12 protein-coding genes are annotated in these 14950 nt (G+C 45.6%); 9 read left to right on the top strand and 3 right to left on the bottom strand.

The window, feature by feature from the left end:
• Positions 1 to 136: 136 nt before the first annotated feature.
• Positions 137 to 550 (top strand): DUF3127 domain-containing protein, encoded by a 414-nt coding sequence (locus BQ5453_RS12920; protein WP_071123496.1) that lies wholly within the window; start codon positions 137 to 139, stop codon positions 548 to 550.
• A gap of 156 nt (positions 551 to 706) precedes the next feature.
• A complete protein-coding gene (mtgA, locus tag BQ5453_RS12915; RefSeq protein WP_071123495.1) occupies positions 707 to 1393 on the top strand; it encodes a monofunctional biosynthetic peptidoglycan transglycosylase in 687 nt (228 codons plus the stop codon).
• Between the two features lie 147 nt (positions 1394 to 1540).
• On the opposite strand, the gene BQ5453_RS12910 is transcribed toward mtgA, so the two are convergent.
• Positions 1541 to 2563, bottom strand: coding sequence for a phenylalanine--tRNA ligase subunit alpha (locus BQ5453_RS12910; protein WP_071123494.1), 1023 nt, complete (start codon positions 2561 to 2563; stop codon positions 1541 to 1543).
• Between the two features lie 105 nt (positions 2564 to 2668).
• On the opposite strand from BQ5453_RS12910, the gene BQ5453_RS12905 reads away from it, so the two are divergent.
• The 7 genes from BQ5453_RS12905 (at position 2669) to BQ5453_RS12875 (ending at position 12191) form a co-directional block, all read left to right on the top strand.
• Positions 2669 to 3484 (top strand): DUF4348 domain-containing protein, encoded by an 816-nt coding sequence (locus BQ5453_RS12905; RefSeq protein ID WP_071123493.1) that lies wholly within the window; start codon positions 2669 to 2671, stop codon positions 3482 to 3484.
• An 83-nt stretch (positions 3485 to 3567) separates the two neighbouring features.
• A complete protein-coding gene (murB, locus tag BQ5453_RS12900; RefSeq protein WP_071123492.1) occupies positions 3568 to 4569 on the top strand; it encodes a UDP-N-acetylmuramate dehydrogenase in 1002 nt (333 codons plus the stop codon).
• Positions 4570 to 4576: 7 nt separating this feature from the next.
• Entirely contained in the window at positions 4577 to 5341 is a 765-nt protein-coding gene (locus tag BQ5453_RS12895) for an MBL fold metallo-hydrolase (RefSeq protein WP_071123491.1), read from the top strand.
• 107 nt (positions 5342 to 5448) lie between these two features.
• Entirely contained in the window at positions 5449 to 7842 is a 2394-nt protein-coding gene (locus BQ5453_RS12890) for a transglycosylase domain-containing protein (RefSeq protein ID WP_071123490.1), read from the top strand.
• Positions 7843 to 8004: 162 nt separating this feature from the next.
• Positions 8005 to 8757, top strand: coding sequence for a 3-deoxy-manno-octulosonate cytidylyltransferase (gene kdsB / locus BQ5453_RS12885; RefSeq protein WP_071123489.1), 753 nt, complete (start codon positions 8005 to 8007; stop codon positions 8755 to 8757).
• Positions 8758 to 8766: 9 nt separating this feature from the next.
• Positions 8767 to 9882: an MORN repeat-containing protein gene (locus tag BQ5453_RS12880; protein ID WP_022102094.1), complete on the top strand. Its 1116-nt coding sequence runs from the start codon at positions 8767 to 8769 to the stop codon at positions 9880 to 9882.
• Between the two features lie 206 nt (positions 9883 to 10088).
• Complete coding sequence (locus BQ5453_RS12875) at positions 10089 to 12191, top strand: alpha amylase C-terminal domain-containing protein (RefSeq protein WP_071123488.1); 2103 nt, start codon at positions 10089 to 10091, stop codon at positions 12189 to 12191.
• A gap of 331 nt (positions 12192 to 12522) precedes the next feature.
• Here the strand turns inward: BQ5453_RS12875 and BQ5453_RS12870 are convergent, their stop codons facing one another.
• Together BQ5453_RS12870 and BQ5453_RS12865 are read right to left on the bottom strand one after the other, a co-directional pair.
• On the bottom strand, positions 12523 to 13653 hold the full coding sequence (locus tag BQ5453_RS12870; protein ID WP_071123487.1) for an acyltransferase: 1131 nt from the start codon (positions 13651 to 13653) through the stop codon (positions 12523 to 12525).
• 851 nt (positions 13654 to 14504) lie between these two features.
• A complete protein-coding gene (locus tag BQ5453_RS12865) occupies positions 14505 to 14924 on the bottom strand; it encodes a translation initiation factor (protein WP_083361240.1) in 420 nt (139 codons plus the stop codon).
• Positions 14925 to 14950 lie beyond the last annotated feature (26 nt).

Here is a 14950-nt window from a genome sequence, read left to right as displayed (position 1 = left end):
GTTTTAGTTGTTTTGTTTGTATGGCAAAATTACGAAAAACAACTGAGCGAGCGAATTTTTCAACTCAAAAAAGCAGTGGGTGAAAGTTTTTTCGTAACTTCGCGACACTATTAAAAATCAAATCAATTATTGCAAAATGGAAATCTCAGGAAAGATTATCGTGGCCACAGAACCGCGCACAGGAACATCAGCTAGAACAGGCTCTAAGTGGGTGGCTCAGGATTTTGTTATTGAAACTCACGAGCAGTATCCCAAGCGCTGTGTGTTCGGCGTATTTGGCGAAGATCGTCTGAGGGAATTTAATATCAATGTAGGTGACGAATTGACTGTATCTTTTGATATTGATGCGCATGAGTATAATGGCCGTTGGTTTAATAGCTTGCGTGCATGGCGTGTTCAGCGTGCTTCAGATGCAGTAGCTGCTGATGCTCAGGCTAATGGTGCTGCAGCGAATGCCATTCCTGCTCCTGATGCTACTCCTGCTCCAACTGCACCAGCTGCTCCAGAGGTGTCTCCCACACCTTCGACTTCAGATGACCTGCCTTTCTAAAGTAAAATGGCGTTGCAACGGGTTTTGAAGAGACGAGTCGTGATCAGTTGCTTAAACTTTTGTATATAGAAAATATAAAGCCACCTTGTTATAGCCGTACAAATTGGTATGGTTGTGAAAGGTGGCTTGTCTTTTTATAATTGTTATATTTAGTCTATGGGCTTTTTTTTCAAGGTATTGAAGTATACGGTATTGGGCTTTCTCGTGTCAAGTATATTGGCCGTTATTGCTTATCGTTGGGTGCCAGTGTCGTTGACGCCTTTGATGGTGATACGTTGTGTGCAACATGGCTTAAAGGGCGAGCCTATGGCTGTTCATCACAAATGGGTGCCGCTTAAGCAAATATCACCTTATTTGCCTGTGGCGGTAATGGCTTCGGAAGATCAAAACTTTATGCATCATCATGGGTTCGATTTTAATGCCATTCAGAGCGCGGCCATTGAACATATAGAGGGAGGGCGCTCACGTGGCGGCAGCACCATATCGCAGCAAACTGCCAAGAACGTCTTTCTGTGGCCAACTTCGTCGTGGGTGCGAAAGGGGTTTGAGGCATACTTTACTGTGCTGATAGAATTTTTTTGGTCAAAGGATCGCATTATGGAGGTGTATCTTAACAGTATAGAGATGGGGCCAAACATCTATGGTGCAGAAGCTGTAGCTCAGCGTCACTTTGGCTGCTCGGCCAGCGAATTGCGTCGGTCAGATTGCGCTTTGGTGGCAGCCACATTGCCCAATCCTATTAAGTTTAGTTCGTTGTCTCCATCAAGTTATATGCGCAAGCGACAGAAGGATATAGAAAAACAGATGCGCCATATACCATTTATGGAGGGGGCTACGAAGTGAGGGCTGAGGTGCATATCGTGTGAGAATGTAAGACTAAAAGACGAGATGCGGAAAAGTCGTTGTATGCAACTTTTCCGCATCTCGTCTTAATATATGTATGTTGGGCTTTTACCCTTATAATTAGAAAGGGAAAAACTCTTTTCAGTGTTAGTTGGCGGCTGTAAATTCGTCAAGAAATCTCACATCGTTTTCAGAGAATAATCGGAGATCCTTAACCTGGTATTTCAAGTTGGTAATGCGCTCAACGCCCATACCAAATGCATAGCCTTTGTATACCTTACTATCTATACCGTTAGCTTCGAGTACGTTGGGGTCAACCATACCGCAACCCAAGATTTCAACCCAACCGGTCTGCTTGCAGAAGGCGCAACCTTTGCCGCCGCAGATGTTGCATGAGATATCCATTTCGGCACTTGGCTCGGTGAATGGGAAGTATGAGGGGCGCAGACGTATTTTTGTGTCAGGTCCAAACATCTCGCGTGCAAAGGTGAGCAGCACTTGCTTCAAGTCGGTAAAGCTTACGTCTTTGTCAATGTAAAGACCTTCGACTTGGTGGAAGAAGCAATGTGCTCTGGCTGAAATGGCCTCATTGCGATAAACACGTCCAGGGCAGAGAACGCGGATAGGTGGTTTTGAATTTTCCATCACACGGCTTTGTACAGAGCTGGTGTGTGTACGTAGCACGATGTCGGGGTGCTGTTCTACAAAGAATGTGTCCTGCATGTCGCGTGCAGGGTGGTCTTCAGGGAAATTCAGTGATGAGAATACGTGCCAGTCATCTTCAACCTCGGGGCCGTCAGCAATAGAAAAGCCCAAACGCGAAAATATGTCGATGATTTCGTTCTTGACAATAGAAAGAGGGTGGCGGGTGCCCATGGCTATGGGGTAGGGCGTACGTGTAAGGTCGAGGTCTGAGTGATCGTCCTCTTTGGTGGCAAGACCCTCGCGCAACTCGTTGAGCTTGTCCTGTAATGCAGTCTTCAACTCATTGAGCTTCATGCCGATTTCTCGCTTGCTCTCAGGGGCGACATCGCGAAATTCACCCATCAAACCATTTATCACGCCTTTTTTGCTAAGATACTTGATGCGCAGTTCTTCAAGCGCCTTTGCGTCGGCGGCTTGTAAGTCTGCCACTTCGCCAAGTAATGATTGAATTTTATCTGTTAACATTGCGTTATTGCTTATTTTTCGTGCAAAGATAAATATTTCTTTGCAAATATGTTCTTCTTACCAAGAAAAGCCTTACTTTTGTTGTTCAAATAAGTAGTATTTACAATGAACGGATTTGTTTATGTTCTTCTGTTTGTAGTGGTGTTGGCCTCTTGTAAAGGAGGAAAGGTTTCTGATCCGGTAGAAAAACAGAAGCCCTGTGTGGAGTCTGATACAGACAGTACTGCTGCAGACAGTCTGCCATTGCCGCCAAAGGCTGCAGATGGGTTGTTTGACGATTTTATTTATTCGTATATGCGTGTGCGCCGTTTCCAATTAGAGCGTACCGTTTTCCCGTTGCCCAATTATGTTGATGGCCAAAACAGACCGATAGCCAAGAGTGCGTGGAAATTTGATCCCATGTACAAGAATTTGGATGTTTACACGCTCATATTCGATAGTTCGCGTTCAATAAAAGCGGAGAAGGATACCTCGTTGCGGCATGTGGTGTTTGAGTGGGTTTATCTCGAGAAACATCGTGTAAAACAGTATGTTTTTGATAAAGTCGACGGACAGTGGCGTTTGACACGTTTGGAATCACATGATATGAGCCGTAATGTGAACAGCGACTTTTATGACTTTTATCGTCGTTTCTCTGTTGACAAAAAGTTTCAGAAGAGTCATATCAAGGAGCCTTTCGCTTTCAAAACGTATGATTATGAGAATTTTCAGAGTATCGAGGGTTTGCTCGATGTAGAACAATGGCCTGATTACCGGCCGAAGTTACCATCGGGCACAATTACAAATATCAATTATGGCCAGAGTTATGCTAATTCGCGACGCAGAGTGCTCATGATCTGCAGTCAGTCGGGCGGAATGGGTTGCTCTTTGACCTTTGAACGCTATGGCAAGGATTGGAAACTGGTACGGCTTGAAAACTAAATTATGCAATGAAGGTGGTTGTGATGCGGGTGTAAAAACGTTCCGCGTCAAATTGCCAACCTCTATAATCAAGAATAGGAAATATGTATTCATTACTACATCATAACACATTTGGCATAGATGCCCAATGTGCGGAATTTGTTGAATATGACTCTGTCGAAAAACTTCAGACGCTTTTGCCGTCGTTACAAGGAAAACGGTGGCTGCAAATTGGTGGTGGAAGTAATCTGTTGTTTGTAAAAGACTTTGACGGCGTGGTATTACACTCACGCATCGTGGGGTGTGATGAAGTGCATCGTGATACACACAACGTGTGGCTCCGCGTGGGGGCAGGTGTTGTGTGGGACGAATTTGTAGCCTATTGCGTGGAACATGGCTTTTATGGATTAGAGAATTTATCTCTCATTCCCGGCGAGGTTGGTGCAAGTGCCGTTCAAAATATTGGCGCCTATGGCGTAGAGGCTTGTCAATATATTGAAAAGGTTGAAGCTATAGACGTTGCGACAGGGGTGTTGAGAACATTCGACAATCAGTCGTGTCAGTATGCCTACCGTAGCAGTATATTTAAGCATGCTTTGCGTGGCCAATATATCATAACATATGTAACCTATCGACTGTCACTCAAGTTTTCTCCCGATTTAGATTACGCAGCCATACGCCGAGAGTTAGAGCAGCGAGGCATGAATCCTGCAACACTCACAGCACAGAATTTGCGGAATATGATAATTCAAATAAGGCAGTCAAAATTGCCCGACCCCAAGGAATTGGGTAGTGCAGGCTCCTTCTTTATGAATCCGGTTGTGGATAACGAATGCTTGCAGCGTTTGTTGAAGAGTTATCCTAATATGCCACACTACAATGTAGAGGGTGGAGTGAAAATTCCTGCGGGCTGGCTGATAGACCAATGCGGTTGGAAAGGTCAGAAAATGGGGCAGGCTGGTGTTTATAGCAAACAAGCGTTAGTGTTGGTCAATTTAGGCGGTGCAACAGGGCAGGATATAGTTAATTTGAGTAACGCAGTACGCAAGGATGTGTATGATAAATTCGCCATACGCATATATCCCGAAGCCAATTTTATTGAATAAATAGTTTATGCCCCGATTAAGGTTTTTAGGCACAGGTACAAGTACAGGTGTTCCGCAAATAGGTTGCCATTGTGAGGTTTGCTGTTCTACAGATTTGTGCGACAAGCGCTTGCGTACTTCGGCCATGCTCTCTTTAGATAATGGAGCACATATTCTGATTGATTGTGGCCCCGACTTTCGGCAGCAGATGTTGAGGTGGCCGTACGATAAAATAGATGCGGCGTTGATTACACATGAGCATTATGATCATGTAGGCGGCATAGACGACCTTCGCCCGTTCTCATTCCGGAAGTCTATAGATGTTTATGCCAACGAACGCTGTGCGCATAATTTGAAACAGCGGATACCCTATTGTTTTGCCGAAAAAAAATATCCAGGTGTTCCCAACATATCGTTACATGGTTTGTCAGAACCAAAACCGTTCTGTGTGGCAGGCGTAGAGGTTGTTCCTGTAGAGGTGTTACATGATCAGTTACCTATATGGGGCTATCGCATAGGCGGCATGGCCTACATTACAGATATGAGCAGTATATCTTCTGATGAAATGCTCAAATTGGACGGTGTAAAGCTGCTGGTTATAAACGCATTACGACATACGATGCACCATTCCCATCAATCCTTGTCGCAAGCGTTGCAAGTGATAGATAAGGCAAATGCACAAACTGCATACTTGGTGCACATGAGCCACGAGATGGGGCTGCATGCCATTGTCGATAAGAGTCTGCCTCCTCATGTCCATTTGGCTTATGATGGGTTGGAAGTGGAGTGGTAGGTTTGTGTATTTGCGCGATTGCATTCGGACAATTCAGCGTTTTTACGTAACTTTGCGAAAGATACTCAATCAGCGTGGTATGTTGCTGCGCTCTTTTGATAATATTCATGAGAAAGAAATTTACAAAAATACTGTGGACCGTATACGCCGCAGTACTCTTGCTGATAGTGATAGCCGTGTTTTGTGTAGAGCGTGGCTGGATAGGTTATATGCCACCAATTGATGAGTTGCAGAGCCCTATCAGCAAATACGCCTCACAAGTAATCAGTGCCGATGGCCGGTTGATGGGCACATGGTCAAGAAATGAAAACCGAGTGTTTGTGGGATATGACAGCATATCGCCGCACATGTTTGACGCGCTTGTGGCTACCGAGGACGAGCGGTTTTACGATCATTCAGGCATTGATGCCAGAGCCGTGTTCCGTGCGGTGGTAAAACGCGGTATTTTGGGGCATAAAGGTGCGGGTGGTGGTAGTACCATTACACAGCAGCTGGCCAAACAGTTGTATTCGTCGTCGGCTGAGAGTACCATGCAGCGACTCGTGCAAAAACCTGTGGAGTGGGTGATTGCAGTAGAACTTGAACGTCATTATACCAAGGAAGAGATACTGACACTCTACCTTAATTATTTCGATTTTCTGCATAATGCAGTAGGCATAAAGACGGCGGCGAACGTTTATTTCGGAAAATCGCCCAAAGACCTTTCCATTACCGAGAGCGCCACGCTGGTTGGCATGTGTAAAAACCCCTCTTACTTCAATCCGGTTCGTGAACCGGATCGTTGTCGCGAACGCCGTAATGTAGTGCTGCAGCAAATGGTAAAGGCTGGCAAACTCTCTGAAACAGAGTATGCAACCTTGAGCGAGGAACCTCTGAAATTGAACTTCCATCGTATTGACCATAAAGAGGGGCTTGGTGCATACGTCCGCGAATATCTGAGACGTATCATGATGGCCGAGAAACCCGACCCATCGAATTATAAAGATTGGCAGCGTCAACAGTACTATGAGGATTCTCTCATGTGGGAAACAGACCCCTTGTATGGTTGGTGCAAAAAGAATTATAAACGTGATGGTAGTACGTATGACATTTACACTGATGGCTTGAAGGTATATACAACCATCGACTCTCGTATGCAACAATATGCAGAGCAGGCTGTTTACACGCAAATGGGCAAAAACTTGCAGCCAAAGTTTGAGGCAGAACGTCGTACATCGCCTAATTTCCCTTATAGTGCCGACCTTAAACGTAGCGATGTGAAACGACGCATACAACGTGCCATCAAGCAGTCTGATCGTTACAGAACGATGAAGGCTGATGGTGCAAGTGATGAAGAAATAGACAAGGCTTTTCACACCAAGGTGCCCATGACGGTGTTCACCTATCATGGTGATGTCGATATGGTCATGACGCCAATAGACTCTATATTATATTATAAAAAATTCTTGCGAGCGGCTTTGGTGTCAATGGATCCCATGACAGGTCAGGTGAAAGCCTATGTGGGTGGTCCTGATTTTTCGCATTTCCAATACGATATGGCCATGGTGGGCCGCAGACAAATCGGTTCAACTATGAAGCCTTTCGTTTATGCCATGGGTCTGCAGGGGGGTATGACTCCATCCACAACCATACTTAATGTGCAACGCAGCTACGGCGGTTGGTGCCCTCGCAACGCAAGTCGGGCGTCCTATGGTGCGCACGTTACACTCAAGTGGGGCCTCAGCAGGTCTAACAACTGGGTGACGGCAGGTTTGATGTACCAAATAGACCCTACTGGACAAGGACTCGTGCGTGACCTCCATGCACTAGGTGTGGCCAATGACAACATGCAGCCCTCGTTGCCTTTGTGCTTGGGTACGTGCGACATAACTCCAGCTGAGTTGGCTTCGGCCTATACAGCCTTTGTTGAAAAAGGTATCCGTCGTGCACCGTTGCTCGTTACGCGTATTGAAGACGGCGAAGGCAATGTGGTAGCGGACTTCGTGCCTCGTACCAACGAAGTGTATAATGAGCAAACAGCCAGCGACATGATAGATATGATGAAAGCGGTAATAGATGAGGGTACAGGCCGCCGCTTGCGGTCCGTCTATAGCATGAAAGGCCCCATAGCTGGCAAAACAGGTACGACAAACAACAATTCTGATGGCTGGTTTGTAGGTTGTGTACCTCAGCTCGTCACAGCAGTGTGGGTGGGCGGTGATGAACGCGACATACATTTCAACTCTACTGCTATAGGACAAGGTTCTGCATTGGCATTGCCAGTTTGGGCCTTGTATATGCGTCGCGTATATGCCAATAAGGCTCTTGGCTATGATCCTGAGCGAGATTTTGACAAACCATCTCCGCCTGAGGGCGTGTCATCGCGTGGGACACATCATCAAACGGGACACGACAGCGATGGCACATCAGGCGGTTCTGAATCGCCGGAACAAGAAATTAACGAAAATAAGGACAAGGTGGCTACAAAACCAAAGCCATCAGGCGAAAAATACTTCGAGTAGTTAGAGGAATATCCCTTATAAATATGTAAGGACTGCCCTATGTGTCTTTTACAAATATAGAATAACCCGTTGACGGAATGAGACGATAAAAGGGTTGATGACTATACGCATATCCACCGACCAACTCCATTCACTAACGCAACAAATAATATATTCTGCATCATGAAATTCATGGCAATAATACCCGCCCGGTACGCTTCAACGCGTTTCCCCGCCAAACCACTGGCTATGTTGGGTGGAAAACCAATCATACAGCGCGTGTATGAGCGCGTGGCACAAGTATTTCCCAATTTATGCGTTGCAATAGATGATGCTCGCATTGAGGCTGTCGTCAAACATTTTGGTGGTGTGGCCGTCATGACCTCCACCACTCATCGCAGTGGTACTGACCGTTGTTATGAGGCTTTCTGCAAAATGGGGGGAGACGCCGATATCGTGGTTAATGTACAAGGCGACGAGCCCTTTATAGCTCCCTCACAACTCAAGGCTGTAGCGGCTTGTTTTGATGACCCCTCGACACAGATAGCCACTTTGGTCAAGCCCTTTGGCCCCGACGCAACAATCGAACAGATTGAAAATCCCAATAGCCCAAAGGTGGTAGTAAGCAATGATGGCTATGCCCTTTATTTCTCGCGTAGCGTCATACCTTATCTTCGAGGTATAGACCGAGCTTCATGGCCTTCAGCGCACACTTATCTCAAGCATATTGGCCTTTATGCCTACCGAGCTGACGTGCTCGAGCACATCACGCACATGCCGCAGGGAATTTTAGAGCAGTGCGAGTCGTTAGAGCAGTTGCGTTGGTTGCAAGCAGGTTTGCGAATTAAAGTCGGCACAACAGATGTCGAAACAATTGGTATTGATACGCCACAAGACCTTGAACGGGCCGAAGCCTTTTTGAAAACTCAAAAATAACAGAAAACCATGCAACGACATATATATGTATGTGCCATGATGGCACTTTTGATGTGTGGGCCAATACAAGCCCAAAAAATAGTAGTAGGGTCGTGTACGCTCAAGGACGGCGGCATATACACAGGCGAACTTATAGGAGGCAAGCCTGGTGGAAAGGGTCGCGTCCAGTACGAAAATGGCGATACTTACGAGGGCACCTTTGTCAAAGGACTGCGCCAGGGTGAGGGTACATTTACAGCTGCAGATGGCTCACGCTACGAGGGCAATTGGACAAAAAACGAGAAAAACGGTAAGGGTACATTCTATGCTGTCAACAACAACCGTTATGTTGGCACATGGTATCGTAACCAGAAAGAGGGCGTTGGCACCATGTACTATTACAATGGTGATCGTTACGAAGGCCAGTGGAAAGGTGATAAACGCAACGGCCGCGGCACTTATACATACCAGAGTGGAGCCTACTATAAAGGCGATTGGGTGGACGACCAAAAGGACGGTAAGGGCATCTTCGATTGGAATGATGGCTCAAAGTACGAAGGTAGTTGGGCTGCCAATCAACGCAATGGTCGTGGCACTTACATCTATGCTGACGGTGATTACTACAATGGCGATTGGAAAAATGACATGCAAGATGGGCGTGGCATTTACAAATTCCGCAATGGTGATACCTACGAAGGACAGTATGTAATGGGTGAGCGCACAGGTGAGGGAACTTTTCGTTTCGCAAATGGTGATTCCTATGTGGGCACTTTCCTCAATGGTGAACAAAGTGGGCAAGGAACATTCCAGTGGAAAGGTGTAGCTTCATACACCGGACAGTGGAAAAACAACATGATGAGTGGTCATGGTGTATATAAATGGAAAAATGGTGATGAGTACAATGGAGAGTGGAAAAATAACCGCATGGACGGCGAGGGCACATTGCGCTTTGCGGCAGGAGGTCGTTTCAAAGGCACTTTCCGCGACGGCAAGCGTGATGGTCGCTCTGTCGAGATTCGCGCAGACGGCACACGCATAGACTGTACTTATCGTGAAGGACAAAAGCATGGTAAATACAAGGAGTATGATGCTAATGGCAATATGACCAAACAAGGTGAATATTCAAACGGCAGAGTTGTGCAATAAATATAGCAAGTAGGTGTTCGGAATGATTTTATACACTCGGCAAGTGTCAACTTCACGTAGTTAGTACGTCCTCGGGCACATCTGTTTACCGACAACGCACTTCCACATTTTGAACACCTACTTACGAAGTGGCGGCGATAGGTCAATCTAACTCCCCAGTTCATTAACCAGTCAACCAGTTAACCCGTTATAAAAATTCAATTATCATGAGAACAACTAAATCGACAGCGAAGGCAAAAGCGCCAGCTAAGCGTACCGCGCGTCCGCGCCAGCTGAAAATAGTCAAGAGCGATGAATGGTTGCGCCCCTTTGAAGGCGCCATACAAGGTCGTCACGACCATGCTTTGCACAAAATTGAAGAACTCACCGGCGGCAAAGGCTCTTTGAGCGATTTTGCCGATGGACATCTCTATTTCGGCCTACATCGTACTCCTCGTCAATGGATATTGCGAGAGTGGGCACCTAATGCCACAGCCATTTACCTTGTAGGTACCTTCAATAATTGGCAGGAATCCCCCGAATACGCCTTTACGCGCATACCCAATACAGATAATTGGCAATTAAAACTCCCTGCAAAGGCATTGCACCATCTTGATCTTTACAAGCTCTCAGTACATTGGTCTGGCGGACAAGGTGAGCGTGTGCCAGCTTGGGCACGACGCGTGGTGCAAGATGAACAGACTAAGATATTCAGCGCACAAGTTTGGTATCCCAAGCAGGGTTATGAGTGGAAAAATCCCGAATTCCGTCCTAAGCGTGGTCCGCTCTTCATCTATGAGTGCCACATAGGCATGGCTCAAGATGCAGAAAAAGTTGGCACCTACAACGAGTTTCGTCTCAATGTGTTGCCGCGCATAATAGCCGATGGCTATAACTGCATACAGATAATGGCCATAGCTGAGCATCCGTACTATGGCAGTTTTGGCTATCACGTTAGCTCTTTCTTTGCGCCCAGCAGTCGATTTGGTACCCCCGATGAACTCAAACAACTCATTGATGCCGCACATCAAGCTGGTATATCAGTTATCATGGACCTCGTGCACAGCCACGCTGTGAAAAACGAAGTCGAGGGCTTGGGCAATTACGCAGGTGACCCTAACCAATTCTTCTACCCTGGTTCACGTCGTGAGCATTCGGCATGGGATAGTCTCTGCTTCGATTATGGCAAAAACGAGGTTATACATTTCTTGCTCTCTAATTGTAAGTATTGGCTCACCGAATTCCATTTCGATGGGTTCCGCTTCGATGGCGTCACGTCTATGCTCTATTACAGTCACGGACTTGGCGAGAGCTTTTGCCAATATGGCGATTATTTCAACGGCCATCAAGACGACAATGCCATTTGCTATCTAACTTTGGCCAACCAACTCATACATCAGGTCAATCCTCATGCCATTACTATAGCTGAGGAAGTGAGTGGCATGCCAGGTCTTGCAGCCCCCTTTGCTGATGGAGGCTATGGTTTTGACTTCCGCATGGCAATGAATATACCGGATTATTGGATAAAGACCATAAAGGAACGTCGCGATGAAGATTGGCACCCATCTTCTATATTATGGGAACTAACCAACCGCCGTGCCGACGAGAAAACCATCTCTTATTGCGAAAGCCACGACCAGGCACTTGTAGGCGATAAGACACTGATATTCCGTTTGATTGATGCCGATATGTATTGGCATTTCCAAAAAGGTGATGAGAACGAAACTGTACACCGTGGCATTGCATTGCACAAAATGATACGCCTCGTAACGGCCTCTACAATCAATGGCGGCTATCTCAACTTTATGGGCAACGAGTTCGGCCATCCCGAATGGATAGATTTCCCACGCGAGGGCAATGGCTGGAGTTACAAGTATGCGCGTCGCCAGTGGAACCTTGTAGACAATCACAATTTGTGCTACCACTATCTTGGCGATTTCGACAATCAAATGGTGCATCTGTTGCGCAACTCAGTAAGAGACTTACGCAAGTTCCCCGTGCAGGAGGTATGGCATGATGATGGCGACCAAGTGTTGGCATATATGCGAGGTCCGCTCGTGTTCGTGTTCAACTTCTCGCCCAACCGTTCTTATGAAGGCTACGGTTTCAGAGTGCCAGAGGGAGCATATAACGTAGTGCTCAACACTGATGCTCATGCTTTTGGCGGCAACGGTCTTGCCGACGACAGTGTTTGCCACTTTACCAATTTTGATCCGTTGCTTGCACGCGAGCACAAAGGTTGGCTCAAACTTTATCTACCTGCGCGTTCAGCAGTTGTGCTCCGTTTGCAGCCAAAAGAAGAGAAAGAAAGTAAGAAAAGTAACGAGTAGTACATATATTACTATAAAATACAGAAAAGGGACAAGTACCATTGAATTGGTATTTGTCCCTTTTGGGTATTACGTAAGCATCCCAATCTTTGGGATTTATTCCCAACAGTTCACAGGTTTGGATAAGTGCTGATATTACAGCTAAGTCTTTGCCACTTTCATTATTCGAGATGGTAGATGTTATTTTCGTTCAGACAAAACATAAGTATTTTTTTGTCTGCAAAATTTGGACTTTATTGGAGCCTATTCAATACGGCCTGCATGGGATGCTTACTATCTAGTATCTCTTGAAAAACCTCTGCCTCCTCCACTGAGTGGAGTCGTATTCCCATTACCCCATAATTATCTTTCCCCATTTACCAGTGCTACGTACAATCAATACGAACACGAATGACAAGAGCAATACCAATATATTCTCGATAAAAACCTTGAGCAATACAGGAGCGTCCAACGACCGCACAAGCAGATAAATAGGTCCTACAAAAAAGTAGTGACACATCCAAATTCCGAATGTACAGATGGAGAATTTGATCAGAAAACCGTTTAACTTTGCATTGCTGAAAGTTGCGTTCTGACAGACTATGAAGATAGCAAAAGTCATCAAAGCCACATTTGGACTGCAGAACGTGAAGAACAGTTCGACCATCTCCTCGCTTTGTCCCGGAACTGCCGTTGTTTCCTTAAATCCAATCATCGTTACACCATATCCAATAGCAAAAGCCACGAGTGCTAACAAGTATTTCTTCATTTTAGAGAACTGTAATGGGTAATTCACCAAATGATATCCCAAGAGCAGATAGCCACTAAACCCTGCAAAGTAGTAGAAAAGTCCGAATTCATTCCATGAACATTCACCCCATAAGTTTTGTGTAAGAAAATTTCTGAGATAAGGAACGAAGAGCGAAACCATCCATATGCTAAGAAAAATACGTTGCGATTTCTTGTCAGACTTCTCCACCCAGGCTGAAAAGATAGGCAGATAAAGATAGATGCCAATAAGCATATAGACATACCACATCTGCACAGCGAATGCTGAGAAATTAAAGGGAATCATGCAGATGTTTTTTAATGCATCGCTAAAAGTTTGTGAAGGTTCTGCCCATTTGAAAAACAGATTAATCGAACTTGGTTCACATCCCATTACTCCCGTAAACCAAGGAAAGAGATTGTATAATACAGACCACACAAGGAATGGTGTCACCAATCGGGATATCTTCTTTTTATAGAACTCGCCCATTGCCATACGGGTGGGTAGCAGAAGAATGCCTGTCACCATCACGAAAAGCGGTATTGCAGGACGCGTGAATGAGTTGTACACACTGCCCCACAGATTATACCAAGGTTCGGCTCTTTCCATAGGTGTTACGTTGTCTACACAATGGTTGGCCACCATTAGAAAAATGGCAATCACCTTAATCAGATCGAGAAACACGATACGTTGAGTAGAAACTTTTTCTTTCATTTTCTTTTAGTTTTTACCTTAATTCCGCAATACTATTGTAACTTAAACCTTTTAAGTACCTGAGCAACAAAAAGTTTTTGGACAAGCCTGGCGGCAGAGCCGAGCGGCCCAGAATTTTGCCCTGTCGAAGAATTCACTTGTCTTAGTGTTGCAAAAATAAACAAGAGAATCCGACGACAAACATGGCTAAGTTACAAATTAAATCTGAGAAACTCACTCCTTTGGGAGGAATGTTTTCGGGTAATGGAGCAATTTGACTCTACTAAAGAGTCAACTAACAAGTGCAATGTTACACGCAAAGTTTGAAAAACTCCTATAGATTAAAAATAGAAGTGCATACAAGCCTGGGGCCGTGTATGTAATTTTGTCTGCACTCTGCACTTTTGTCTGTATCTTGTTGATATTCATATTGTTACGTAGTGTATATAAACCAGGTTTGTGTATACACTACCATCTGCACGTTGCACTTTTGTTTGCACTATCTACACTGTCATACATGTGCAGGTGAAGTATGCGGTGTACTGGCAGTGTTAAGCGCCATAGCGAGAGCGAAAAAATAGTTGGAGCAACAGAAAATCGGCCCTCCCTATACCCGATAAACGCTCTCCCTATGGCGTAAAAAGCACTGCCGCCCCTATACCCGATAAACGCTCTCCCTATGGCGTAAAAAGCACTGCCGCCAGCAACGAGTGCTGACGGCAGTGTATGTAAAATGTAGAGGCGTCTGCACGCTTTTCTCTGTTGATTATCAATTCATTCGATGCAAAAGTGCAGAGTGCAGACAAAACTAAAAAAGTTATTAGCAGATGCCAGTCATGACAAATTAGACTTGTTGTGGGGTGGGGCGTGCCTTATTTTGTTTGCGAGTAACCAAGGCTTTTCAATTTTTCGCACACTTGCGTGCGGTGGTCCCCTTGTAATATGATGTCGCCTTGTTTTGCACTGCCTCCTATGCCACATTGCTGTTTCAATAGTTTGCAGAGTGCAAGCATATCGGCTTCATTACCAACAAAGCCCCGCACAATGGTTACAGTTTTTCCGCCGCGGCCAGCACGTTCCATGCTGATACGCAACTTTTGTTGTTGCGGGGGCAGTGTTGAGGGCTCTGAGTCGTGTGCATCGTTGTAGCTATATTGCGGATTGGTAGAATATACAACTCCTGTACGTTGCTTGCGTTTTGGGGGTGTGGGAGATGCCTGTGTTGGTGTGGCATCAATTTGTGTGGTGTGATTGCCTGTGAGTGCAGCTAATTTTTGTTTCCAATCTTCCATAAATAATATTGTGTTGGGTGTGGTGC

The sequence above is a fragment of the Prevotellamassilia timonensis genome (assembly GCF_900106785.1).
GTDB classification, from domain to species: Bacteria; Bacteroidota; Bacteroidia; order Bacteroidales; family Bacteroidaceae; genus Alloprevotella; species Alloprevotella timonensis.
The sequence above is the reverse complement of the archived record's forward strand: the minus strand, read 5'-3'. Positions and strand labels throughout refer to the sequence as shown.

What these genes read in the sequence shown, in the direction of transcription:
- BQ5453_RS12920 (WP_071123496.1), top strand. Translation starts at nt 137, where the DNA reads ATGGAAATCTCAGGAAAGATTATCGTGGCCACAGAACCGCGCACAGGA.
- mtgA (WP_071123495.1), top strand. Translation starts at nt 707, where the DNA reads ATGGGCTTTTTTTTCAAGGTATTGAAGTATACGGTATTGGGCTTTCTC.
- BQ5453_RS12910 (WP_071123494.1), bottom strand. Translation starts at nt 2,563, where the DNA reads ATGTTAACAGATAAAATTCAATCATTACTTGGCGAAGTGGCAGACTTA.
- BQ5453_RS12905 (WP_071123493.1), top strand. Translation starts at nt 2,669, where the DNA reads ATGAACGGATTTGTTTATGTTCTTCTGTTTGTAGTGGTGTTGGCCTCT.
- murB (WP_071123492.1), top strand. Translation starts at nt 3,568, where the DNA reads ATGTATTCATTACTACATCATAACACATTTGGCATAGATGCCCAATGT.
- BQ5453_RS12895 (WP_071123491.1), top strand. Translation starts at nt 4,577, where the DNA reads ATGCCCCGATTAAGGTTTTTAGGCACAGGTACAAGTACAGGTGTTCCG.
- BQ5453_RS12890 (WP_071123490.1), top strand. Translation starts at nt 5,449, where the DNA reads ATGAGAAAGAAATTTACAAAAATACTGTGGACCGTATACGCCGCAGTA.
- kdsB (WP_071123489.1), top strand. Translation starts at nt 8,005, where the DNA reads ATGAAATTCATGGCAATAATACCCGCCCGGTACGCTTCAACGCGTTTC.
- BQ5453_RS12880 (WP_022102094.1), top strand. Translation starts at nt 8,767, where the DNA reads ATGCAACGACATATATATGTATGTGCCATGATGGCACTTTTGATGTGT.
- BQ5453_RS12875 (WP_071123488.1), top strand. Translation starts at nt 10,089, where the DNA reads ATGAGAACAACTAAATCGACAGCGAAGGCAAAAGCGCCAGCTAAGCGT.
- BQ5453_RS12870 (WP_071123487.1), bottom strand. Translation starts at nt 13,653, where the DNA reads ATGAAAGAAAAAGTTTCTACTCAACGTATCGTGTTTCTCGATCTGATT.
- BQ5453_RS12865 (WP_083361240.1), bottom strand. Translation starts at nt 14,924, where the DNA reads ATGGAAGATTGGAAACAAAAATTAGCTGCACTCACAGGCAATCACACC.